This is a genomic window from Vibrio sp. PBL-C16, from assembly GCF_034321865.1.
Lineage (GTDB): Bacteria > Pseudomonadota > Gammaproteobacteria > Enterobacterales > Vibrionaceae > Vibrio > Vibrio alginolyticus.
Window position 1 is genome coordinate 1,066,970 of the sequence record NZ_JAXLNY010000002.1, and the last position, 21,959, is coordinate 1,088,928.

The window sequence follows — 21,959 nt, forward strand, 5'->3', positions numbered from 1 at the left end:
TTTCTATTCTTAATTGTTAACTTTCGTTTTCAGATTATCCAATAATAGCGAATCATCGTCTCATGCCGAAAGCAACAAAAATTACTGTAGCTACTTCACCTGAGTACAAGTCTGTGCGGAAACCAACTCATCTGCCATCAACTGACCGCGAGAATTACGTACCTTAATACGATACATCAAGCCCATATCAATTTGCTTGCGAACTTCTGGGTTGCTGCAGTAGGTATAGATACTGGTATTCAGTACTTGATTTAACGGCTTTGCACCGAGTGCGCCATCGTTATAAATCATCATCATCTCTACAACATTTTTGTTGGATGAGACACGCATTATTTGCAGTGGACCGTACTCTAAAGGGAGGCCCGCAGACAAGACTCCTGCTCGGTTTGATGCCATAAGCTCAAGTTGGCGCTGATTATCATCGGTTGATGAACAGCCAGCCAGAGCACCAAATACCAAGAAAAGACACAGTAATTTTTTCATAAATTAAAACACTTTTTTGAACGGTTTCACGATTACATGATCGTAAACACCAGCCGCTACATAAGGATCGGCTTCTGCCCACGCTTTAGCATCCTCTAGAGAGGCGAATTCAGCGATGACAGTTGAGCCCGTAAATCCAGCTTCTCCAGGATTGTCAGAATCTATCGCAGGCATCGGACCAGCTGTAAGAAGGCGACCTTCGTCTTGTAGCTTTTGTAAGCGATCCAAGTGTTGTGGGCGAACGCTCATGCGTTTTTCCAACGAGTTCTCAACGTCCTGTGAAAAGATGACATACCACATAGCATAGTTCCTTAATTGGTAGGGTAAAGTGTTAATTTAACGCCTTTTTTGTGTCTCTCACAAGTGAACAACAGAAAATGTGAGATCCTTTCTAACTGTTAGCGTTGTAGGTTGACTAATTCTGAACCGGACGTGGTTTACCTTCACTGTCAATGGCTACGTAGTTGAAGGTCGCATCACAAACCATGAAGCGTTCGCCAACACCGTGAGCTTTGACGGGTTTGACCCATACTTCCAAATCGACACTCATGGATGTGCGGCCGATCTTAGTGCATTCGCCGTAGCAGCATACGACATCGCCCACACCAACAGGTTTTTTGAACGTAATGCTTGATACCGAAACGGTGACAACGCGACCACAAGAGATCTCTTTTGCCAGAATCGCGCCCGCTAAGTCGAGCTGAGACATTATCCAACCGCCAAAAATATCGCCATTGGCGTTTGTATCTGCAGGCATTGCAAGGGTACGAAGCAGCATTTGACCTTTCGGAGAGCTAATTTCTTGACTCATTGTGACATCCTAAATCTTAAAGGCGCTCAAACTAAGCGCCAACATAGTAAATACCTAGAACCAAAGGTCCTTAAAAAACCGCAGATACCGGACCAGAGAAAGTTGGTTTACAGCAGCAAGAATGGTCTGAAAACGGTACGTTGTTTGAGCGGTTTACTGATACATGGAGCAAAACAGCGACCCTAAGGTCGCTGTGAAGTCGCGGATTATAGCAAAACTGAGTTTTTAATCATCAGTGGACACATCGGATGAGTTATTTTTTTGTTCTTTTGGCATGTGTTTATAAATGTAAAAGCCAGTCGCAATCATGTAGGCAAATGTCGCGATCAACATTCCAAATACTTTGAAGTTAACCCAAACATCCAACGGCAATTCGTAAGCAATATAAATGTTTAAGCCAGCGAAGAATGAGAAGAAGCCAACCCAAGCCCAGTTAATCTTTGCCCAAACAGCGTCAGGTAACGTAATTTCCTTGCCTAGCATTCCTTTGATAGCTGATTTTCCCAATGCGTGGCTCACTGCTAAGCCAATCGCCAGAATCGCGTAAATGATGGTGACTTTCCACTTTATAAAATTGTCGTCGTGGAAGAAAAGGGTCATGCCGCCGAAGATAGTGACGATAACAAATGTTATTAGCTGCATCTTTTCGACTTTCTTATACAGCGCGTAGGTGACGACAAGTTGAATGGCTGTTGCTACGATCAGTGCACCTGTCGCCACGTAGATGTCGTACAGCTTGTATAAAGCGAAGAAAATGATGAGTGGTATAAAGTCTAGGATCTGCTTCATGATGGCAAAATCTACCTAATTGTTGAATTGAAGACAGTCTAACCGAATCTGACAAGATGTGAATACTGAGGAAGTTAAGGTAAGAATAGTAACGCTTAGTATATCGTACAGCCCGCAAGCTTCTTCCATGTCTAAACAGCAAATGGAAGGAATAAAAATTGCCGCGTGAAGCGGCAATAAAGTTGAGAGTTTTAAACCTTAAGCCACACGTTGATATTGGGAAATAAGCGTTTTTACATCTTCTAAATAGCCTTCCCGCAGTAAGTTATCGACCGTTGCTTCTAGCTCTTCGAGAGACATCGTGAAGCAAGTGGATTTACCAGTCATCAGGCTCAGATATTGATGATACTCTTCTTCTGTATAGTGGCCTAAGCGATCAAGTAACAGTGTTTTGATTCCATGATGAATCAAGCCGTAGTATGTATGTCGATGAAGTAACATGGCGATCTCCTTATCAAGCTCATACGCTACTCTTTTGCAGCCTGCTTGACCTTCTGGATAATTCGATTTACTCCAATAATGCACATCTAGTGCCAATTCTATATTTGCAGATTAAAAAGTGTTGGAAGGTGCAAAATTCTCGTTCTGTAACCATCTTTGGATGACGACTTGAAGTGCATTTAACGTGGTGGGCTTTTCGAGTCTGTCATCCATGAGTTTCGAAATTAGCTCCAACTCTCTAGCTCCAGACTCACCAGATAAGGCAATGATTGGAACGGAGGATGTGATTTGCTTAATCCGTTGGCTTGCGTCAAATCCATTCATTACCGGCATTTGGACATCCATAAGAACGAGATCAATCTTGTGAGAGTGGAATAGTTCTACCGCAGAGGCTCCATTATTTGCTTGTAAGCTGTTGACTCCCAGCCTTTTTAAATACATCTGTACCAAGGTGCGTTGCACCTCTTTGTCATCAACAATGAGCACTGTTGGTGCATCTTTAGATACTTGTACGTGTTGAGCTGAATGATTTTCAAAATGTGATGCAGTTGCTTTCCAGCTATCAAAGTCCGGTGCTCTTAATGTCTCTGGTTTTGGTGCGTTTGGTACGACTGGGAAATACAAGTAGAATTCTGTGAACTCGTTCAATTCAGACTGGCACTCTATTCGTCCTCCGAAGGAGCGCATAACACGTTGGCAATAGCCCAAACCTAAGCCACTGCCTCCGCTTTTTTGATACGAGAAAAAGTCATCAAATATCTTGTGTAAGATACTGCTATCTATACCTGGCCCACTATCTCGGAAGATCAGAATGTTTTCGTAAGCCCCCGTCTGGGTACGAATCTCAATTTGACTGTCGGGATAAGAATCAAAATAGTAGATAGCGTTACGAATCAAATTGAAAATGACAAAGTTAAACAGGGTCTCATTTAACTTCGCGACAAAATCGTGTGCCTGTGGCAGGTTAATTCTCTCTATTATTTGATCGTTTTCAAAACCATAACGGCTTACTGCTTGGTCGATGGCTTTATGTATGGAAGTGAGAGCTAAAGGCTCATGCTCTGATGAACTGTCGCTAACTTCTCGTAAAATAATATCGATAAGTTGTCGACCGCGTTGTATAGCGGCTTCACCTTTATCAATTTCTCTTTTTAGCGTATCCAGTGAGGCGTTTGACTCTATATGCTGTTTTAAAGCTTCAAATTGTAATTGTACTTGAGCGAGAGGGTTACGCATTTCATGTGCAATGGAGTTAGCCAGCGCACGGCTTTGGCGTACCTTTCTATCGGCTTCAATGGTGCTCTGGATGCGAACTAATAACGTTTGCAGAGCTGAGATTTCTTCATTAGAAAACAGCTTATTATCTATTTTATGTGAAGAAATCAGCAAGTGAGTAACAGACTTTCCACGACCGAAGAGAGGCATAACGAGCGCAGTATTGCTTGAGCGCATACGCTCGTAGAGCTTTCTCATCGACCCTTTAGAAGAGGAGGCATAATCAATTTCTTCAGACAACTCATCAAGCACGAGAACTGACTTGCTTGACGGCAGGTACTCTTCGTAAAACGTTTCTGTGTAATTGCTAGTGACTAGCTGTAGCTTGTTGTTTGGTATGTTAAGTAACGATGCCAACTGACGCATAGCATCATCTATTGAGCGTTTAAACTCTTCCTCTAACCCAAGGATTTGCTGAACGGGAGTGTGTCGTTTCCCATAAATAAAATACGAAGCGTAACGACTGACTCGCTTAAAAAGCAAGTGCCAAGTGATACCGATAAGCGCACATAAAGGTACCGCAACAAGCCATTGGTTATCTTCAGAGATCGGAATAAATATCGCCCCTAGCGGCAGAACAAAAATGGCGCAGACTAAGAGCGCGCTTACCGTTAAGTACGTGAGATATTTAGCGCTGTAGAAGCGAGAGGTAAGTAGGGCATAGCCCACAAACAACATTTCGCTGATTGAAAGTGCTGGTGGTAACCAAGTTAGGGAGAAGTCGCCAAGGAAATACGTCATTCCAAGGTGTATCACTGCCGTAGATAACATGAATACCAAAATGCCAGCGATCATATAGTTGCTTTTTGCTAGCGTGAGCTTGCTGCTGTTCGCGCGCATGGCAATCAAGTTAAGCAGCGTTAGTACCACGAAAGCTAGCAAACTAATGAAAAAATATGAGGTATGTGGGCCAAATTCAATGACGAACTGGCTTGGACCACTAATGGTGACATTTTCGACAGTAAGATTCGGCACTAAGTTGATGTACAGTGAATACGTTGCTAGTGCGACAAAGACGACTTTTTGCCAGACTTTGACCGCTGTTTTTTTAACATCTGCGGTTAACTGGCAAGAAAAATAGAATGCAAACGCAAAGGCGAAAAAAGACGCTAAGTTCGCTAACTTAGCCATAAAAATGCCACCAACAGAGCCTAATTCTGGCAATAAATCGGTATGGAAATAGGCGTTGCTGCTTATCCAAACAATGATACAGCTGGAATAAGCGATGTAAGGCGCGTGATGCGAGCCTAAGATTGATTCACTCTTCTGTTTTAGGCGATAGCAGTAATACAGTAGCCAAGCGAATACTATTAGTACAGTCGCGTACAATGCCATTGCTTTTGGGTAAAAGAGACCGTGCAAATGAACATCAAGCATGCTCATTCACCTTTTTATCCATTCTTTTTGTTCGTACGCAATGTTTGTAGTCGCGAAATTGTATGTCTTGAAATGCTTCAACCATCATACCTAAATTCCAGAAACCGCGGTATGTCTTGGTACCGTCACCGTTAATGTCGCGGTATCCTGAGTGAAAGTAGGCACTTAAATCAATAGATTGATAGAAATTTAACATAAATACTTGCTCAATAATGGTAAAGCCGAGCTTATAGCCTGCTTTATAGAGCTCGCTCATCATAGTTTTTTGCGCCAGATACAAAAAATACAGCTTTTGTTGAATGTTGCCTCCCACCGTAAGACGCAGTACTTCGCAAACCGCTTCAGTGTTCTTTACATGAGATTGAAACTGAGCATCAAACCCAACAAGAGTGTGCTCAGGAGTTAGAGCACGACACTCCAAAATACCCAGTTGATAGAGAACACTGTACCCATGATTAGGAAAGCAAAACTGCCATTGTTCGTTACTAAACTGTGGTGAGTAACTGAGCCAGTTATTTCGTTGATGCCAGCCTTGCACTATAGCGGAGGAGACCATGATTGGTGAAGATGACGATTTGAGCAAGAGCGCAAAGTGCTGCCCTTTTTGCGAGAGTGATAAAAGAGGCAAGATTTCAAACCACTGTTCAGCTTGGACGAAAAGCTCAAGATTACTCAGTGTGATCGCTTCGGAAATCGGCATTAACGCAGCATGATTTGGCAGCATTACCTCAAGATCGCAATCTGCGATATCTTCAATTAACACGCTAGTATAGCTGTGGTCGTCAAACGGAAGCGGAGTAGGAATCGCAGCTTCGTTTGAAGGATATTTTTGCTTGATTGCTTCGATCTCGCATTGACACCAGAAAACCATCCAATGCGGGTAACAATCTGCGGCAAGTTGTTCAAGTAAACGAATCTCTTTGGAGAAACCTGTCGGATACTGTTGCACTAAATCTCGATAATCCATTAACTCAAATAGTGCAGAAAGACTTTTTGATGCGTGTTTAGGAAAGAGAGATTTAAGCAGTTTTATTCGATACAGAGCAACCTGTTGAAAAAGAGCATCTCGTTTTTGTTTCGTTAGGGTAAGAATAACTGAGTCAACCAAGGCCTGCTGCTTTGATTCGATCGGCAAATTTGTTTTGGTGAGATAGTCCAAAGATTGCTCAAGACTCATGATATAACCTAGCTCTAACGTTTTGTTATATTTTGTAATGGTTTATATCATTTTGAAAAATTTATGCCATCGGTTTCTATTTGTATAGTTACGTAATGCAAGAAAAGACAAAAAAACCGCTCATTATGAGCGGTTTTTGGTCTATTCAAGAAAGGGTTAGGCTTCTTGCTTTTTTAGCTCAGCTTCTGCCGTTTCTTCTTCAATTAGCGCATCAACGATAACTGCACATGCAGCATCACCTGTGATGTTCAGTGCTGTACGAATCATATCGAAAATACGGTCAAGAGCGAATAGCAGCGGTAGACCTTCAATTGGAATGCCAGCGGCAAGAAGCACGGCAACCACTAGGAAAGAAGGGCCAGGAACACCCGCTTGACCAACCGCACCCAATGTAGACGTTACGATAATTGCAATGTAAGCGCCCATGCCTAGATCGATATTGAACAGTTGAGCAAAGAAGATAGCAACCAAGCCATAGTAAATCGCATTACCTGACATGTTGATCGTTGCGCCTAGAGGCAGAACAAATGATGCAGTTGAATTTTTTACGCCCAGCTCTTTTTCACAGGTGTCCATTGTAACAGGCAGTGTTGCCATAGAAGACGCTGTTGAAAGCGCAACTGCTTGCGGTTTCTTCATTGAAGACAGGAATTTCTTCGCAGATGTCTTCGTGAAAACATGCACCATTGCTGGGTAAACAACGAAACCGAAGATTAGGATGGCGGCAACGTAAACAACGAACAGTTTAAACACCACCATTAGCGCACCAAAACCGAACGTACCGACGGCTTCTGCCATCAGACCAAATACACCGATAGGTGCAATGATCATTACTTTGTTGATCATCCAAACCATTGCGTCAACGATGCAGTTAACACCATTGATGATTGGTTCACGACGCTCTTTTGCTTGCTTAGAAATCGCAATACCAAAGAACATACAGAAAACGAGGATCTGTAGGATGTTTGCTTCATTTAGTGATTGGAAAACGTTGGTTGGGATCATACCAGTGATGGTTGCCCAGAAAGTAGGTAGTTCACCTTTTGAAGCGTATTCTGCTGAGAACATGCCTTCGACGCCAGAGACGTCGATACCCATGCCTGGTTGGAATACTTCACCCATAAATAGTGCAAGCGCAACGGCTAGGGCGGATGTTAAACCAAAATAACCTAGAGTGACGATACCAACTTTACCTGCTGACTGGCTGTTCCCAAGACCAGCGGCGCCAGAAATCAAGGCTACAGCGACCAAAGGAATAACCAACATTTTGATTAAGTTGATAAAGATAGCACCTAAAGGAGCGAACACTGTCGCATCATGACCCATCATGGCACCAACGGCTGTGCCCACGATCATGGCGATTACGACTTGTACGCCAATGTTGTTTAGCAAACTCTTTTCTTTTAACACTTCCATAACCTCTGTGCTAATAAAATGTAAAATCCTAAAATTACCCACTAACCATAAATGGATTTACGGATAATTATCTCGCCTTGCTTTTTACACTTATCGTTTACAATTGGCAATATGCAGCAAGGTATTATTGATGGATTAATCGATATTTTATTGACGAACGATAAAGTTTTGTTCAATAGCAAACGTTTGCTATTGATTTTTCTTATAAGGGTTACGCTTGGGATTGTTCAAGTTTATTTTTCTTTATTTGTTTTCTTTTTGTTAATTTTAACCGCTTTTGTATTTGCTATTGCAGTCAGAGTTTTTAGTGACTTGGGGTGATATTTATAACAATTCATCTCTTTCAAGCTCACACTTTTATTAATTTGCCTTCTGAAATGTTAATTGCTTTACATTCTTAGTCCTGATTGCGTTGTAAACATAATGTTAAATGGTAATGACTGGTGAGAATCAAATGCTGACGATCCAGTGTTAAGGATAACTTGCTTAGTTAATGCTCCTGAGCTGATTAGACGAGAAAGACAAGTAAGAGGTGAAGAGACTATGATGAATCTTGCTGCTGCGTTACAAAGAAATGCTGCGAGTAAACCAGATAAAACGGCGTTGATATGTGGCGCTGAAAAGATAAATTATGCGCAGTTTAATGCGATCGCCGGCAAGATCGCAGCGTCTTTAATCAATAAAGGCGTAAAGCCAGGTGACCGCGTTGCGATTTCATGCCCAAACATTCCTTTTTTCGCGTTTGTTTATTATGCAATACAAAAAGCTGGCGCGGTTGCAGTCCCATTAAATGTGCTTTTGAAAGCGCGAGAAATTAAGTATCACTTAGAAGATTCAAAAGCGAAGTTTTATTTCTGCTTTGAAGGGACGAAAGAACTGCCAATGGCAAAAGAGGGCGTCAAAGCCTTTGAACAAGTCGATACATGCGAAGGCATAGTCGTACTGACTCAATCTCAAGATCAAAGCTATTGGAATGGTGTAATAACTCTCAATGCGTTTATAGCCGATGTCCAACCGTTGCCGGATTATATACCGCGTAATGCGGATGATACTTGTGTGATTTTGTATACATCAGGGACGACAGGCTTACCAAAAGGCGCTGAGCTGACTCAGCAGAACATCATAATGAACGCTCTGGTGGCACAAAACATTATGGGCAGCCAGGCCGATGATATTCACTTAGTAACTTTGCCTTTATTTCATACATTTGGTCAAACCGTCCACTTAAATGCTAGTGTTTTGGGCGGGGCAACATTGGTGTTAGTGCCTAGGTTTGAGCCTAAACATGTTCTTGAGCTGGTGGAAAAACATAGGGTGACGATATTTGCTGGTGTGCCAACGATGTACATCGGTCTGCTTCACGTGCAGCATCAATTTGATACCTCGTCATTGCGTGTTGCAGTAAGCGGTGGTGCGCCATTGCCAACCGAAATCTTTCGAACCTTTGAAGAAACATTTAATGTGCCGATCTTAGAGGGATACGGGTTATCGGAGACAAGTCCTATTGCATGTTTTAATCATTTGGATCAGGAGCGCATACCAGGCTCGGTAGGTCAACCGGTTCAAGGTGTCGAAGTAAAAGTTATCGATATTGAAGGTAATGCACTACCGATAGGCGAAGAAGGTGAGATTGTTGTGCGTGGTCATAATGTTATGAAGGGATATCTTGACCGCCCAGAAGTTACTGAATCTGCGCTACAAAATGGTTGGTTCCATACTGGTGATGTGGGCCGCTTTGACAGTTCAGGTAATTTATTTATTGTCGATAGAATGAAAGATCTGATCATTCGAGGTGGATTTAATGTTTATCCCAGAGAAATTGAAGAAGTTTTCATGACTCATCCTGCAGTTTCAATGGTAGCGGTGATAGGGATTCCAAATGAAGAGTATGGCGAAGAGATAAAAGCCTACGTTGTACTTAAACCAAAAGAATACATTGACGCCGATTCATTACAAAAGTGGGGTAAAGAGCAATTAGCCTCGTTTAAATATCCTCGTTATGTCGAAATTCGTGAACACCTCCCGATGAGTGCGACAGGAAAGATTTTGAAACGTGAGTTGAAATCTGAATTGAATATAGCTTAGTCAATTCAATGGTTTTTGTGTCACAGCGCCACTTGCCTAAGTGCAAATGGTGTTGTGCTCTTGACCAATTAGATGCATAAGGTTTTTAGCTATCGTTAGACAATACTTACCGTTTGTTGAATGGATCTATTGCTCGAGTTCTTTAAAGTATTCTTCTAAGCGTTTCGGATTGGTAATGGTTACTGAGCCATAGTTTAGCTCTAGCATCCCAATACTTTCTAATCGTTTTAGTATCTTGTGTACGCTCTGACGAGTTAGCCCCATCATGTTAGCGATATGTTCTCTTGTTACCCTGACAACGCATGGTCGAGTATCGATCGCTTGATTAAGTTGGTATTCAGCAAGCAGCAGCAACCTTTTGGCGACTCGTTCTTCAATTCCTCTAATCGCGTCATCTTCGATAACAGAAATAGCAGACCATAAACGGCGGCTAAGTAAGTCGAGTATAGTGGGGTAACTTTGAGGGTATTTGGCGAGTAACTGGCGAAATTTATCTCCAGGAAGCTCCATTACAGTCACGTCAGAATGCGCGGTCGCACCAAAAATACGAGGCATACCGGGAGAAAAAACATTGTCTCCAAACCAGCCACCAGCTTCGAAAATCATCAGTGTGACTTCTTTGCCTTTTGAACTAATTGAGTTCACTCTCACTGCACCTTGAGCTATGACCATAAGAGAAGATTGAAGCGCACCTTTATTGCAAATCAGTGCTTTTTCGTCGAAGCAGCGAACCTTAGTCATTTGCGCTGCTTCACTAAGCCCTTTATCTGGCAGCCCTGATAGTACAGGACATTTGGCTAGCAGTGTTTTGACTTCTTCCATGTAGCAACCTTACTGCACATTGCTTTATTGAGTTAGTTAAGTTACCCAAGCTTAACACTCTTTGAGTGCTCTGCTTGAGATAGATTTGGAAAGTGCGGGCGTTGAACAAAAAATGACGTGGCATAAACGCGATAGTAAGAAAACGCCCACTAAACATAATGTTAAGCGGGCGTTGTTGTGTCATATCAAACTGAAATTATTTTTGAGTGGCGGCTTTCATTGCAGAAACGAATTCACCTAGCTTGTCGAGCATAATTTGTGGCTGATCAACGTTCGCTTCAATGATTTTGACCACGGCTGAACCAGAAATTGCACCAGCGGCGCCAGATTCTAGTGCTTGTTTCACCTGTGCAGGCTCTGAGATGCCAAAACCAAGTAGTGCTGGTGGCGCATCAAATTGGTTCAGTCTATCCAGCATATGACCTACAGGCATGTTTGCTTTGGTTTCTGCGCCAGTAACGCCAGCACGAGATAGTAGGTAAGTGTAGCCGCCACCTAACTCTGATACTTGCTTCAGTGTTTCATCACTTGCCGTTGGTGGTGCGATGAATATTGGGTGAATACCAAACTTCTCTGCAGCAGCAACAAATTCAGCACTTTCATTAGTTGGTACGTCTGCAATCAAAACAGAATCGATGCCTGCTTTTGCACAACGCTCATAGAAGTTCTCGATACCACGAGAGTAAACAAGGTTCGCGTACATCAGAAGACCAATAGGCAACTCTGGGTATTTAGCTCGGATCTTACCGATTTGCTCGAAGCAGATATCTGGTGTTGCACCTGAATCTAACGCGCGAATGTTAGCGCCTTGGATGGTTGGGCCATCGGCTAGCGGATCTGAGAATGGAATACCAAGTTCAAGGGCATCTGCGCCAGACTCAACCAGTGTTTCCATGATTTTGTAAGACTGCTCTGCGTTTGGATCGCAAACCGTTACGAACGGTACAAATGCGCCTTGGTTCTTTTCGTTTAGGCGCGCAAACATCTTCTCATAACGGCTCATTAGATCGCTCCTTTTTCTTCTAGGATGGCATGTACAGTGAAGATATCTTTATCACCACGACCAGATAGGTTAACAACCAGCAATTGCTCTTTTTCTGGATTCTCACGTGCCATACGCAGTGCGTGTGCCACGGCGTGAGAAGATTCAAGTGCAGGGATGATGCCTTCATGGCGTGCAATCTCTTGGAATGCTTCTAGCGCTTCATCGTCTGTCACGTTGTCGTATTCAGCACGGCCAATTGCGTTTAGGTGTGCGTGCTGTGGACCAACTGAAGGGAAATCAAGACCAGCAGAGACAGAGTATGACTCTTCAACCTGACCGTTTGGATCTTGCATCAATGGCGCTTTCATACCAAAGAAAATACCCGTTTTACCATGTTTAAGTGGTGCACCGTGCTGGTCAGTATCGATACCTTTACCTGCTGGCTCAACACCAATTAGGCGAACGCTTTCTTCTTCGATGAAGTCAGCAAACATACCAATCGCGTTTGAACCACCGCCCACACATGCGATAACCGCATCAGGAAGACGACCTTCACGTGCCAAAATCTGATTCTTCGTTTCTTCACCAATCATGCGTTGGAAGTCACGCACGATCGTTGGGAATGGGTGAGGGCCTGCCGCTGTACCTAGTAGGTAGTGCGCGTCTTCATAAGTTGCAGACCAGTCGCGTAGCGCTTCGTTACATGCATCTTTAAGTGTCGCAGAGCCCGAGTGGACAGGAATAACTTCTGCGCCCATTAGCTTCATACGGAATACGTTCGGGCTTTGACGCTCAACGTCTTTTGCACCCATGTACACGCGACACTTAAGGCCAAGCAGTGCACATGCTAGTGCGGTTGCAACACCGTGTTGACCTGCGCCAGTTTCAGCGATGATTTCGTTTTTGCCCATGCGTTTCGCAAGTAGCGCTTGACCCAACACTTGGTTAGTCTTGTGGGCACCACCGTGAAGTAGGTCTTCACGTTTTAGGTACAGTTTGGTTTTCGTACCTTTGGTTAGGTTACGAGTTAGAGTTAAAGCCGTTGGGCGGCCCGCATACTCTTGAAGAAGCGTCATGAATTCGCTGCGGAATTCTGGATCTTCTTGCGCGTCGATAAACGCTTGCTCTAGTTGCTCCAGTGCTGGAACTAGAATTTGCGGAACGTACTGACCGCCGTATTCGCCAAAGTAGGCATTCAGTTTTGCCATCGTTATATTCCTTCTCGTATTTTTCGCTACGAATAGCTTTAAATTTTTTAGCTGATATCCAGCTTTAGTAGCTGCGAATAGCGGTGAATGCCGCGAGCAACTTCTGTGAATCTTTTTTGCCTGGTGCGCTTTCTACACCAGAGTTTAAATCTAATCCCAAGCAACCTAGTGTCGCTGCTTGTTGAGCATTTTCTGGCGACAGTCCGCCCGCTAGCATAATTTGACTTGGGTCGCCGATCAGTGACCAGTCGAACACTTGACCAGTTCCGCCAGTTTGAGTGCCAACTTGCGCATCTAATAAATGGCGATCAATGTTGTCTGCTAGCAGTTCTGGCTTGGCATCAGTCACGCCGTAAGCTTTCCAAATTTCTACCGTTGCTGGCAGTTCGGCTTTGAGTTGGTTTACGTAAGCTTGGTCTTCTTGACCGTGCAGTTGCACCGCTTTTAAACCCAAAGAGGTGACGACAGAAGCAACAAAATCGATATCGTGATTTTGGAAAACGCCTACATAGTTCAGTGGAGCACCGCTCATGGTTAAGCGAGCACCTTCAAGGTCAACCGCACGCTTCGACTTCTCGACAAAAATCAGGCCACCAAATACCGCGCCAGCTTGATATGCTTTTGCTGCGTCATCTGGATGCGTTAAGCCACACACTTTGTTTTCGCCTAACGTCACTTTACGTACAGCAAGTTCTAGGTTGTCTTCCGCCATCAGTGAACTACCAATCAAGAAGCCGTCTGCGTATTCCGCTAAATCACGAACTTGTTTATGTGTATAAATGCCAGATTCTGAGATTACTGTTGCGTTAGGAGCCAGTTCGCGAATTGTCGGTGCCAGTTCTTTAGTACGATTCAAATCAGTACTTAGGTCGCGAAGGTTACGGTTATTGATGCCGATAACGCGTGCGCCAAGCTTAACGGCACGATGAAGCTCTTCTTCGTTGCTGACTTCGGTCAAGATACCCATGTTCAGGCTGTGTGCTGCTTCTTCTAGCGCTTTGTACTCTTCGTCATTCAGGACAGAAAGCATCAATAGCACAGCATCAGCACTGTAATGACGTGCTAGGTAAACTTGGTAGGTGTCTATCATGAAGTCTTTGCACAGAACGGGTTGTTTAACTTGACCACGCACTTGAGGAAGAAAGTCAAAGTTACCTTGGAAGTACTTCTCGTCTGTTAGGACTGAAATCGCATCAGCATGGTTGTTGTAAACCGATGCAATGTAATCCAAGTCGAAGTGATCACGAATCAAACCTTTAGAAGGAGATGCCTTCTTACATTCGGTGATGAATGCCGTCTTTTCGCCACTCAGAGCATTGTAGAAGCTGCGGTCCGATGGCAGCAAATCAGACTGAAATGTGCTTAGCGGTTGAGACACCTTACGGTCTGCTACCCATTGATATTTGTCGCGGACAATTTTCGCCAGTACTTCTGCCATTTCTGCTTCTTTCTTAGAAACGTGTTCAGACAGGTTGCCAGCTTGCTGAGTGTTGAAGTCAGTCATCTTCTTCAATTCCTTAAGCGTGTGCGGCAAGTTGTTGTACCAATTGGTACGCCTTGCCTGAATTCATTGCCTCAATCGCTTGTTGCGTGTTGGCTTTCAAATCTTCGTGGCCGAATAGACGCATTAGCAGAGCAACGTTCACTGCCACTGCGCCCAATTGTGCGTCTGTACCTTTACCCGTCAGAATATTGGTAATGATTGCTTTGTTTTCTTCAGGATCGCCACCTTTGATCGCTTCTAATGGGTGCGCTTCTAGACCGAAGTCTACTGGTGTTAGCGTGTACTCAGTGATCTTGCCGTCTTTGATTTCTGCAACCGTTGTTTCACCGTGAATTGCTACTTCGTCCAAACCACTACCGTGTACTACAGCGGCGCGCTTCATACCCATTTGTAGCATGGTTTCTGCGATAGGACGAACCAGTTCTTCACTGTAAACGCCCATCAATTCGATGTTAGGACGTGCAGGGTTAATCAGTGGACCAAGAATGTTAAAGATGGTGCGTGTTTTCATGGTTTGACGCACTGGCATCGCATGTCGCACACCACCGTGGTATTGAGGTGCAAATAGGAAAGCGACACCAATATCGTCTACCGCTTTGCGCGTATCTTCTGCGCTCATAGCTAGGTTGATACCAAATGAATCAAGAAGATCAGAAGAACCAGATTTGCTTGAAACGCTGCGGTTACCGTGTTTCGCTACTTTTAGACCACATGCTGCAGCAACAAACGCCGCAGTGGTTGAAATGTTGATGGTGTTGTGACCGTCACCACCAGTACCTACGATATCTGCGAAATCGTAATCTGGGCGAGGGAATGGATTTGCGTTTGCCAGCAGTGCTTTCGCCGCGCCTGCAATTTCGTCTGGCGTTTCGCCTTTGAGTTTTAGTGCAGTCAGTGCTGATGCCATCAAAATTGGGTCTAGTTCACCACGGATAATGATGTCGAATAGCTGTTGGCTCTCTTCCTGAGTAAGCGATTCTTGCTCGTACAGTTTGGTAATAATAGGGTTGATGATTGCTTCCATATTTCCTCTCCTAAATTTCTTATGTGCCAAGTGCTTTTTAAGCAGTGAGTGGGGTCGCTGAAGTTTGTTCTTCAAGTGCCCATTCAATGGCATTGGCCAACAGTGTTGCTCCGTAGGTCGTCATAATAGATTCCGGGTGGAACTGGAACCCGCAAACTTTATCTTCTTCATGTACAACAGACATTACCAAGTCATCCACTTCTGCTGTGATGGTTAGGCTCTCAGGAACCTTGGTCGCAACTAGCGAGTGGTAACGTGCAATTGCAAGTGGTGATGGTAGGTTTTGGTAAATCGCATGGTTTTGGTGCTCCATCATAGAGACCTTACCGTGAATGATTTCGCCCGCGCCAGCAACGGTGCCACCGTACGCTTCAACAATCGCTTGGTGACCAAGACAAATGCCGATCATCGGCACTTTGCCTTTCATGCGTTGGATAAGCTCAGGCATTGAGCCTGCTTCTGAAGGAGCACCAGGGCCTGGCGATAGCAGAACCACTGGGTTTTCAAGCTCGTTTACCGCTTGTTCGATGGTTTCTGCTGGGATGTTGTTTCGGTAAATCTTGACCGAGTGACCTAACGAGCGGAACTGATCCACAAGGTTGTAGGTGAACGAGTCAAAGTTATCGATAAAAATGATATTAGCCATCTCTGAACCCTATTCCTTATTGTGACTTATGCGCTGCTTGGATAGCAGAGATTACCGCTTGTGCTTTGCCGCGCGTTTCGTCTGCTTCCGCTTGCGGATCAGAGTCGAACACCACGCCAGCACCAGCTTGAACTTGAGCAATGCCGTTCTCAACGTACGCTGAGCGGATCACGATACAGGTGTCGAGTGTGCCTTCACCAGTGAGGTAGCCAACAGCGCCGCCGTAGCTACCGCGTCGTGCGCCTTCTACATCGCGAATCAACTGCATGGCACGAATCTTAGGTGCGCCGGTGAGCGTACCCATGTTCATACATGCTTGATATGCGTGCAGCGCGTCTAGGTCTTCACGCAGTTGACCAACCACACGAGACACCAAGTGCATTACGTGGCTGTAGCGGTCGACTTTTAGAAGGTCTGCTACGTGGCGAGTACCAGCTTGAGCAATACGAGCGACGTCGTTACGTGCCAAGTCAACCAACATCATGTGTTCTGCGTTTTCTTTCATGTCGGTGCGCAGTTCAAGTTCGATGCGGCTATCTAGGTCGAAATCGATCTCTCCATTCGGGCGTTTACCACGGCGACGTGTGCCTGCAATTGGGTAGATTTCAATTTGGTTGGTATCGGTTTCATACTTAAGCGCGCTTTCTGGTGATGCGCCAAACAGAGTGAACAGCTCATCTTGCATGTAGAACATGTAAGGGCTTGGGTTACTTTGTTTCAGTTCTTTGTAAGCCGCCAGTGGAGAAGGACAAGGTAGAGTGAATCTACGAGACGGTACAACTTGGAATACATCGCCTTTCACTACGAACTCTTTTAAGTTGCGAACGGTTTGGCAGAAGTCTGTATCAGATACGCTAGGTTCTATCGTTATGTCAGCGATTTGTTTTGCGCTTGGCAGTAGTTTTGGCGCTGCACACTGAGCGCTGATTTCTGCAATGCGAGTCTCTAACGCTGTTTTCTCTGAACCATCAACAAACAACGTCGCTTGAAGCTGGCAAGATTCCGTTTGATGGTCGACAACAAGTAGTGTTTCCGCGACGTAGAAAACGTAATCTGGACACTGATTTGTTACTTCGGCATTACCAAGCGGCTCAAAGTTTGCGACTAAGTCGTAGGCAAACAGACCACCAAGGAAAATTGCGTGTTTGTCTTGCTGTGAAATATCAAAACTATGCTGAACCAAACGTAGCGCATCGAAAGAAGAGGCTTCACGTAGGCGAGAGTCTTCATCTAACGTGTCGCATGGCTGGTTAAACTGCAAAGTTAGCGTTTCGCCATCGAACTTGCTCTCAACGTCACCACGGATGTTCTGGTTTAGGTGAGACAGTAGGTTTTTACCGTTATTGGTCAAGGCGTGCATGCTAACGGTATGGCCGAAGCAAACAATGCGAACCGCTGAATCTACGATCAGCAGGGATTTTAAATTTTGCTTTGAATCGATCTCAGCAGATTCCAGCAATAGGCTGTCAGTTTTGTTCTCACATAGTGTGTGGAACAAGCGAGTCGGGTCTTGAGTATAAGGGACGGAAGCCGTTAGCACTTCAAGCTGTCCAAGTTTCTTAATTTCAATGGCCTTGTTCACAAGACCTCCTTGTAGCTGTTTAAATCTTCCTACCGTACATAGTCGCATAAAGCAAACGTTCTCCCAATCTAGAGTTGGCTATATTCGATTAATGTTTAGGCAGTTGAATGTGAAATGAGCAACAAAACAAAAAAGCCCGCTTAAGTAGCGGGCTTTACAACGTTTGGTTCTATAAACTAGAAGTATACGTTTGCCCACCAAGAACTAGTCCAAGTGCGCCACCAAGCAAGATCTGATGAGTTTGCCTTATTAAGACAAACCGCAACTTTCGCTTTTTGGTTTTGGTTAAATTCTTGTAACATGGTGAACCTTAAATTACGTACTTTGTATTTGTGTACTAGTTAACTAGTGCGAGAGTAAAAAGTCAACCCCAAAACGGCATTAAAACGATAAAAATATGAGAATTGATTTACATAGTCACACCACTGCATCGGACGGTCGGTTAGAACCTAAAGATTTAGTGGAAAGGGCGCTGAGTTTTGATATCGAGGTTTTGGCGATCACTGATCACGATACGGTTGACGGTTTGGCGTTAGCTAAGCAATACGTTCAAGATAATAATTTGCCGATAAAAATCATCAATGGCATTGAGATATCGACCGTCTGGCAAAACAAAGACATTCATATTGTCGGCCTGAATATTGATCCGGAAAATGAACAATTATCTGCCCTCATAGAACAGCAGAAGCAGCATCGCATAACACGATCTGAGTTAATTGCAGAGCGACTACAAAAAGCAACTCGAGTAGGTGTGCTTGAAGAGGTAAGGCAAATCGCCGGTGATGCTCCAGTGACAAGAGCGCATTTCGCGAAATGGTTGGTAGATAATGGTTACGCAAAAACCATGCAAATGGTGTTTAAAAAATACCTAACGCGTAATAACCCAGGTTATGTACCACCGAATTGGTGTTCGATGAAGGATGCGGTTGATGCTATCCATGCGGCTGGTGGAATGGCGGTATTAGCGCATCCTGGCAGATATAAGTTGACAGCGAAGTGGATTAAGCGTCTTCTAGCAGCGTTTGTCGAAGCAGGTGGTGATGCGATGGAAGTTGCACAGCCACAGCAAGCGCAACAAGAAAGGCGCAACTTGGCTGATTATGCTATACAATACAAACTATTAGCCTCTCAAGGCAGTGATTTTCACTACCCATCACCGTGGATGGAGCTAGGAAGGAACCTATGGTTGCCTGCTGGCGTCGAACCAGTTTGGAAAGATTGGGGAATAGATCCTTCGTTGAATAATACTCAGTAATACGAAGTCGAGAACCCATAAAAATATAGAGCCGAGAGGCTCGATAATGAGGAATTACAATGAGCCAGTTTTTTTACGTTCACCCAGAAAACCCACAGGCTCGCTTGATTAATCAAGCAGTAGCAATCATTCGTAACGGCGGCGTTGTGGTTTACCCTACTGATTCAGGGTACGCACTTGGCTGTCAGTTGGAGAACAAACAAGCACTGGAACGAATCTGTCAGATTCGTCGTCTGGATGATAAGCATAACTTTACTTTACTGTGTCGTGATTTGTCGGAGCTTTCTCTCTATGCGCGAGTGGATAACTCTGCATTCCGACTGCTGAAAAATAACACACCAGGTCCTTACACCTTCATCTTCAAAGGCACAAAAGAAGTGCCGCGTCGTTTGATGAATGCAAAACGTAAGACCATCGGTATCCGTGTCCCAGACAATCAAATTGCCTTGGACTTATTGGAAGCATTAGGTGAACCGATGATGTCTACGTCGTTGATTCTACCTGGCAGTGACGTAACAGAATCTGATCCAGAGGATATTCGCGATAAACTAGAACATGCGGTTGATGTGATTCTTAATGGCGGTTACCTAGGTGAACAACCTACGACTGTAATTGACTTTAGCGAAGGTGAACCTGTTGTAGTTCGTTTGGGATCAGGTGACCCTGCACCATTCGAATAGTAGACGCACCACCGCCAAACAAAATAGGAGGCATCGCGCCTCCTATTTTAGTTGTCATATCGAATATCTCATTGAACTTAACTGATTGAGGTTAAGCAAAATCGAAAATGTCGATACCATTTTGTTCTGCATAGTTGATGTATGCAGAGCTCACACCGTTTAGTGTCACTTCAACATTGTATTCATCACTTGAGAATACTGCCCAGCCACATTCATTGTAAGATAAAGTCAGATCATCCGCTGAATCCAAGAACGTATCTCGAATGCCATCGTTATCAGTGTCTCGGCCCATATCAAAGACAAGTTTGTCATGGAAAATATTAAAATCGACAATGTCGGCTTTGACATCAATATCGTTGGAAGATACTGGCTGATCAGGTACACCAATAGCCAGGCGGTTTGTAAGCACGAAGGTGTCGTCTCCACAGCCACCGCTCAGTACTGATTCACCATCACCAACAACGAGGGTGTCGTTACCCCAGCCACCACTCAAGTAGTTGTTGCCTGAATAATCAAAAATTGTGTCGTCGCCACAGCCACCAAAGAGTTTGTCGTTTCCTAATCCTCCGGATAGGAAATCGTTTCCAAAGCCGCCAGAAACAAAGTCGTTACCTCGGCCACCAAGCAAGGTATCGTCTCCCCAGCCACCGAAGACAATATCATTACCTCCGTATCCTACAAACTTATCATCACCACAGAAGCCGAAGAAAATATCGGTTGTTTCAGAGCCTTTTGTGCCTGTCATATCGTCATCTTGAGATGTCCCAAAAATCCAATTTAGGTCGAGATTTAGCATAGACATTGTTCTATTCCTTTTTGTCTGATTTATGCCAATCGCCGAGAGTGCAGAGCGAACCTAGAGAGTCAGAGTACACGATAGCATTAGTGTTATTTTTTGATGTGAACTAATGACTTAAAGACAATTTTTGTCTTGCTACCCACGACCTTGTTTTGCTATGAGCGCTCATTGTCTGCGGTGATTGGTATTACTTAGCAGCAAACAGGGACGGCTTATTCTTCGTTGCTTTCTAGCAATACGAACAGTAAACACACCCCAAGTGGTTATTGTTGTAACCCTGACAATTTTATCAGGTACCGCGTGGTTAAAGTGGTTCAGGAAGACCGATATTAGTGGGATTCTCGTTGAGCAATGCCTGCATTAAGTAGTAAAAAAGTTGCAGAATAGGACAAATATTTCGGTCATTTTTGAAGTGAATTTTGGTGTGGAGAATGGCGCCGATTTAGCTTACATTAACTAAGAAAGTTACGTATAATGTCCGACCGAAAAATCCCACTGAAATGGGTAAATAGCAAAATGCAGACCAATCCTGGTCTAGACGTCTGTGAAGACGACACATAGGTAGATAAATGAGCGAAAAGTTACAAAAAGTATTAGCACGTGCTGGTCACGGTTCTCGTCGTGAGATTGAATCGTTAATTAAATCTGGTCGCGTTAGCGTGAACGGTGTAGTCGCTAAGCTTGGTGAAAGACTTGAAGACGAGAGCAGCGTAGTTCGTATCGATGGTCACATTGTCTCTGCAAAGATTCAAGAAGAAGTGATTTGTCGTGTACTTGCGTACTACAAACCTGAGGGTGAACTGTGTACTCGTCACGATCCAGAAGGTCGTCGTACTGTTTTTGATCGTCTGCCAAAAATTCGTGGCTCTCGTTGGATTTCAGTTGGTCGTCTGGATGCGAACACTTCTGGTCTTCTGCTTTTCACAACGGATGGTGAACTGGCGAACCGCTTAATGCACCCAAGCCGCCAAGTTGAACGTGAATACCTAGTACGTGTGTTCGGTGAAGTAACTGAACAGAAAGTTCGTAATCTAGTAAAAGGTGTTGAACTGGAAGACGGTTTAGCTCGCTTTGAAGATGTTGTTTACGCGGGTGGTGAAGGCATGAACCACACGTTTTACGTTGTTATCAACGAAGGTCGTAACCGCGAAGTTCGTCGACTATGGGAATCGCAAGAGTGTGCCGTTAGCCGTCTGAAACGTGTTCGTTACGGCGACATCTTCTTAGACAAGAAACTGCCTCGTGGCGGTTGGATGGAGCTTGACCTGAAAGAAGTAAACTACTTGCGTGAGCTTGTAGAGCTTCGTCCAGAGAAAGAAACCATGCTTGATCTGAACAAAGACAATACGTCACGCAAACGTGAGCGTGCACGCAGCCAAAAAATTCGTCGCGCAGTTAAGCGCCATGAAGAGCGTGTTAACACGCCAAAAGGTCGCAGCAACAACCCTTCTCGTCGTAAGCCGAAGAAGACTGCTGGTGACCAAGGCGCACGCAATAAGCATCGTTAATCGATAGCAAAACATCAGAAAGGCTTGCCAATTCGGCAAGCCTTTTTCTTATCTGTTACATAACAAAAGGATCTAAAGCCTATATAGAGCAG

General features: G+C 44.3%; 21 protein-coding genes and 1 other annotated feature. Of the genes, 4 read left to right on the top strand and 17 right to left on the bottom strand.

Annotated features, from left to right (window positions below):
* Positions 1 to 90 precede the first annotated feature (90 nt).
* The 8 genes from UQW94_RS13175 to UQW94_RS13210 all read right to left on the bottom strand — a co-directional run bounded on the left by UQW94_RS13175 (position 91) and on the right by UQW94_RS13210 (position 7,769).
* Positions 91 to 483, bottom strand: a complete 393-nt coding sequence (locus tag UQW94_RS13175) for a GspS/AspS pilotin family protein (protein ID WP_005386726.1) — start codon at positions 481 to 483, stop codon at positions 91 to 93.
* A 3-nt stretch (positions 484 to 486) separates the two neighbouring features.
* On the bottom strand, positions 487 to 783 hold the full coding sequence (locus UQW94_RS13180; protein ID WP_005386727.1) for a YciI family protein: 297 nt from the start codon (positions 781 to 783) through the stop codon (positions 487 to 489).
* Between the two features lie 115 nt (positions 784 to 898).
* Positions 899 to 1,294 carry an acyl-CoA thioester hydrolase YciA gene (gene yciA, locus UQW94_RS13185; RefSeq protein WP_005376768.1) on the bottom strand — a complete coding sequence of 132 codons (396 nt, stop codon included), beginning with the start codon at positions 1,292 to 1,294 and terminating at the stop codon, positions 899 to 901.
* Positions 1,295 to 1,519: 225 nt separating this feature from the next.
* Positions 1,520 to 2,083: a septation protein A gene (locus UQW94_RS13190; protein ID WP_033905687.1), complete on the bottom strand. Its 564-nt coding sequence runs from the start codon at positions 2,081 to 2,083 to the stop codon at positions 1,520 to 1,522.
* A gap of 198 nt (positions 2,084 to 2,281) precedes the next feature.
* Positions 2,282 to 2,524 carry a hypothetical protein gene (locus UQW94_RS13195; protein ID WP_005376770.1) on the bottom strand — a complete coding sequence of 81 codons (243 nt, stop codon included), beginning with the start codon at positions 2,522 to 2,524 and terminating at the stop codon, positions 2,282 to 2,284.
* Positions 2,525 to 2,635: 111 nt separating this feature from the next.
* Positions 2,636 to 5,176, bottom strand: a complete 2,541-nt coding sequence (luxN, locus tag UQW94_RS13200) for a quorum-sensing autoinducer 1 sensor kinase/phosphatase LuxN (protein WP_064354142.1) — start codon at positions 5,174 to 5,176, stop codon at positions 2,636 to 2,638.
* Positions 5,169 to 6,353 (bottom strand): acyl-homoserine-lactone synthase, encoded by a 1,185-nt coding sequence (locus tag UQW94_RS13205; RefSeq protein WP_033905683.1) that lies wholly within the window; start codon positions 6,351 to 6,353, stop codon positions 5,169 to 5,171. Before UQW94_RS13205 ends, luxN begins: the two co-directional genes overlap by 8 nt.
* Positions 6,354 to 6,509: 156 nt before the next feature.
* The gene (locus tag UQW94_RS13210; protein WP_005376774.1) at positions 6,510 to 7,769 is read right to left on the bottom strand and encodes a dicarboxylate/amino acid:cation symporter; all 1,260 of its coding nucleotides are present in this window, start codon (positions 7,767 to 7,769) and stop codon (positions 6,510 to 6,512) included.
* A gap of 543 nt (positions 7,770 to 8,312) precedes the next feature.
* Between UQW94_RS13210 and UQW94_RS13215 the strand changes: the two genes are divergently transcribed.
* Positions 8,313 to 9,854 carry a long-chain-fatty-acid--CoA ligase gene (locus tag UQW94_RS13215; RefSeq protein ID WP_064354141.1) on the top strand — a complete coding sequence of 514 codons (1,542 nt, stop codon included), beginning with the start codon at positions 8,313 to 8,315 and terminating at the stop codon, positions 9,852 to 9,854.
* Between the two features lie 126 nt (positions 9,855 to 9,980).
* On the opposite strand, the gene UQW94_RS13220 is transcribed toward UQW94_RS13215, so the two are convergent.
* The 8 genes from UQW94_RS13220 to UQW94_RS13255 form a co-directional block, all read right to left on the bottom strand.
* Positions 9,981 to 10,676 (bottom strand): Crp/Fnr family transcriptional regulator, encoded by a 696-nt coding sequence (locus UQW94_RS13220; protein WP_005376777.1) that lies wholly within the window; start codon positions 10,674 to 10,676, stop codon positions 9,981 to 9,983.
* 196 nt (positions 10,677 to 10,872) lie between these two features.
* Positions 10,873 to 11,679 carry a tryptophan synthase subunit alpha gene (gene trpA, locus UQW94_RS13225; protein ID WP_047009991.1) on the bottom strand — a complete coding sequence of 269 codons (807 nt, stop codon included), beginning with the start codon at positions 11,677 to 11,679 and terminating at the stop codon, positions 10,873 to 10,875.
* Positions 11,679 to 12,869, bottom strand: coding sequence for a tryptophan synthase subunit beta (gene trpB, locus UQW94_RS13230; RefSeq protein WP_005376781.1), 1,191 nt, complete (start codon positions 12,867 to 12,869; stop codon positions 11,679 to 11,681). The genes trpA and trpB overlap by 1 nt, the downstream gene beginning before the upstream one ends.
* A 64-nt stretch (positions 12,870 to 12,933) precedes the next feature.
* Positions 12,934 to 14,373 (bottom strand): bifunctional indole-3-glycerol-phosphate synthase TrpC/phosphoribosylanthranilate isomerase TrpF, encoded by a 1,440-nt coding sequence (trpCF, locus tag UQW94_RS13235; RefSeq protein WP_225474056.1) that lies wholly within the window; start codon positions 14,371 to 14,373, stop codon positions 12,934 to 12,936.
* Between the two features lie 13 nt (positions 14,374 to 14,386).
* Entirely contained in the window at positions 14,387 to 15,397 is a 1,011-nt protein-coding gene (gene trpD, locus UQW94_RS13240; RefSeq protein ID WP_225474055.1) for an anthranilate phosphoribosyltransferase, read from the bottom strand.
* A gap of 37 nt (positions 15,398 to 15,434) precedes the next feature.
* Positions 15,435 to 16,043, bottom strand: coding sequence for an aminodeoxychorismate/anthranilate synthase component II (locus UQW94_RS13245; RefSeq protein WP_054577042.1), 609 nt, complete (start codon positions 16,041 to 16,043; stop codon positions 15,435 to 15,437).
* 16 nt (positions 16,044 to 16,059) lie between these two features.
* Positions 16,060 to 17,625, bottom strand: a complete 1,566-nt coding sequence (locus tag UQW94_RS13250; protein ID WP_225474054.1) for an anthranilate synthase component 1 — start codon at positions 17,623 to 17,625, stop codon at positions 16,060 to 16,062.
* Positions 17,626 to 17,751: 126 nt separating this feature from the next.
* Positions 17,752 to 17,855: a sequence feature (Trp leader region), on the bottom strand.
* Positions 17,802 to 17,927 carry a trp operon leader peptide gene (locus UQW94_RS13255; protein ID WP_005376787.1) on the bottom strand — a complete coding sequence of 42 codons (126 nt, stop codon included), beginning with the start codon at positions 17,925 to 17,927 and terminating at the stop codon, positions 17,802 to 17,804. Its footprint overlaps the feature before it by 54 nt.
* A 95-nt stretch (positions 17,928 to 18,022) precedes the next feature.
* On the opposite strand from UQW94_RS13255, the gene rnm reads away from it, so the two are divergent.
* Together rnm and UQW94_RS13265 are read left to right on the top strand one after the other, a co-directional pair.
* Positions 18,023 to 18,880 (top strand): RNase RNM, encoded by an 858-nt coding sequence (gene rnm, locus UQW94_RS13260; RefSeq protein ID WP_005386777.1) that lies wholly within the window; start codon positions 18,023 to 18,025, stop codon positions 18,878 to 18,880.
* Positions 18,881 to 18,939: 59 nt separating this feature from the next.
* Positions 18,940 to 19,560, top strand: coding sequence for an L-threonylcarbamoyladenylate synthase (locus UQW94_RS13265; protein ID WP_005376791.1), 621 nt, complete (start codon positions 18,940 to 18,942; stop codon positions 19,558 to 19,560).
* A 91-nt stretch (positions 19,561 to 19,651) separates the two neighbouring features.
* On the opposite strand, the gene UQW94_RS13270 is transcribed toward UQW94_RS13265, so the two are convergent.
* Positions 19,652 to 20,362, bottom strand: a complete 711-nt coding sequence (locus UQW94_RS13270; protein ID WP_005376796.1) for a calcium-binding protein — start codon at positions 20,360 to 20,362, stop codon at positions 19,652 to 19,654.
* A 566-nt stretch (positions 20,363 to 20,928) separates the two neighbouring features.
* On the opposite strand from UQW94_RS13270, the gene rluB reads away from it, so the two are divergent.
* Positions 20,929 to 21,867: a 23S rRNA pseudouridine(2605) synthase RluB gene (gene rluB / locus UQW94_RS13275; RefSeq protein ID WP_322142271.1), complete on the top strand. Its 939-nt coding sequence runs from the start codon at positions 20,929 to 20,931 to the stop codon at positions 21,865 to 21,867.
* Positions 21,868 to 21,959 lie beyond the last annotated feature (92 nt).

Bases quoted from the DNA above. Each gene is read 5' to 3' on its own strand.
- UQW94_RS13190 (WP_033905687.1), bottom strand. From the start codon at position 2,083: ATGAAGCAGATCCTAGACTTTATACCACTCATCATTTTCTTCGCTTTA.
- rluB (WP_322142271.1), top strand. From the start codon at position 20,929: ATGAGCGAAAAGTTACAAAAAGTATTAGCACGTGCTGGTCACGGTTCT.
- UQW94_RS13220 (WP_005376777.1), bottom strand. From the start codon at position 10,676: ATGGAAGAAGTCAAAACACTGCTAGCCAAATGTCCTGTACTATCAGGG.
- UQW94_RS13210 (WP_005376774.1), bottom strand. From the start codon at position 7,769: ATGGAAGTGTTAAAAGAAAAGAGTTTGCTAAACAACATTGGCGTACAA.
- UQW94_RS13270 (WP_005376796.1), bottom strand. From the start codon at position 20,362: ATGTCTATGCTAAATCTCGACCTAAATTGGATTTTTGGGACATCTCAA.
- UQW94_RS13175 (WP_005386726.1), bottom strand. From the start codon at position 483: ATGAAAAAATTACTGTGTCTTTTCTTGGTATTTGGTGCTCTGGCTGGC.
- trpB (WP_005376781.1), bottom strand. From the start codon at position 12,869: ATGGCAAAACTGAATGCCTACTTTGGCGAATACGGCGGTCAGTACGTT.
- UQW94_RS13265 (WP_005376791.1), top strand. From the start codon at position 18,940: ATGAGCCAGTTTTTTTACGTTCACCCAGAAAACCCACAGGCTCGCTTG.
- UQW94_RS13180 (WP_005386727.1), bottom strand. From the start codon at position 783: ATGTGGTATGTCATCTTTTCACAGGACGTTGAGAACTCGTTGGAAAAA.
- trpD (WP_225474055.1), bottom strand. From the start codon at position 15,397: ATGGAAGCAATCATCAACCCTATTATTACCAAACTGTACGAGCAAGAA.
- UQW94_RS13215 (WP_064354141.1), top strand. From the start codon at position 8,313: ATGATGAATCTTGCTGCTGCGTTACAAAGAAATGCTGCGAGTAAACCA.
- luxN (WP_064354142.1), bottom strand. From the start codon at position 5,176: ATGCTTGATGTTCATTTGCACGGTCTCTTTTACCCAAAAGCAATGGCA.
- rnm (WP_005386777.1), top strand. From the start codon at position 18,023: ATGAGAATTGATTTACATAGTCACACCACTGCATCGGACGGTCGGTTA.
- trpA (WP_047009991.1), bottom strand. From the start codon at position 11,679: ATGAGCCGTTATGAGAAGATGTTTGCGCGCCTAAACGAAAAGAACCAA.
- UQW94_RS13245 (WP_054577042.1), bottom strand. From the start codon at position 16,043: ATGGCTAATATCATTTTTATCGATAACTTTGACTCGTTCACCTACAAC.
- UQW94_RS13205 (WP_033905683.1), bottom strand. From the start codon at position 6,353: ATGAGTCTTGAGCAATCTTTGGACTATCTCACCAAAACAAATTTGCCG.
- UQW94_RS13195 (WP_005376770.1), bottom strand. From the start codon at position 2,524: ATGTTACTTCATCGACATACATACTACGGCTTGATTCATCATGGAATC.
- yciA (WP_005376768.1), bottom strand. From the start codon at position 1,294: ATGAGTCAAGAAATTAGCTCTCCGAAAGGTCAAATGCTGCTTCGTACC.
- trpCF (WP_225474056.1), bottom strand. From the start codon at position 14,373: ATGACTGACTTCAACACTCAGCAAGCTGGCAACCTGTCTGAACACGTT.
- UQW94_RS13255 (WP_005376787.1), bottom strand. From the start codon at position 17,927: ATGTTACAAGAATTTAACCAAAACCAAAAAGCGAAAGTTGCGGTTTGT.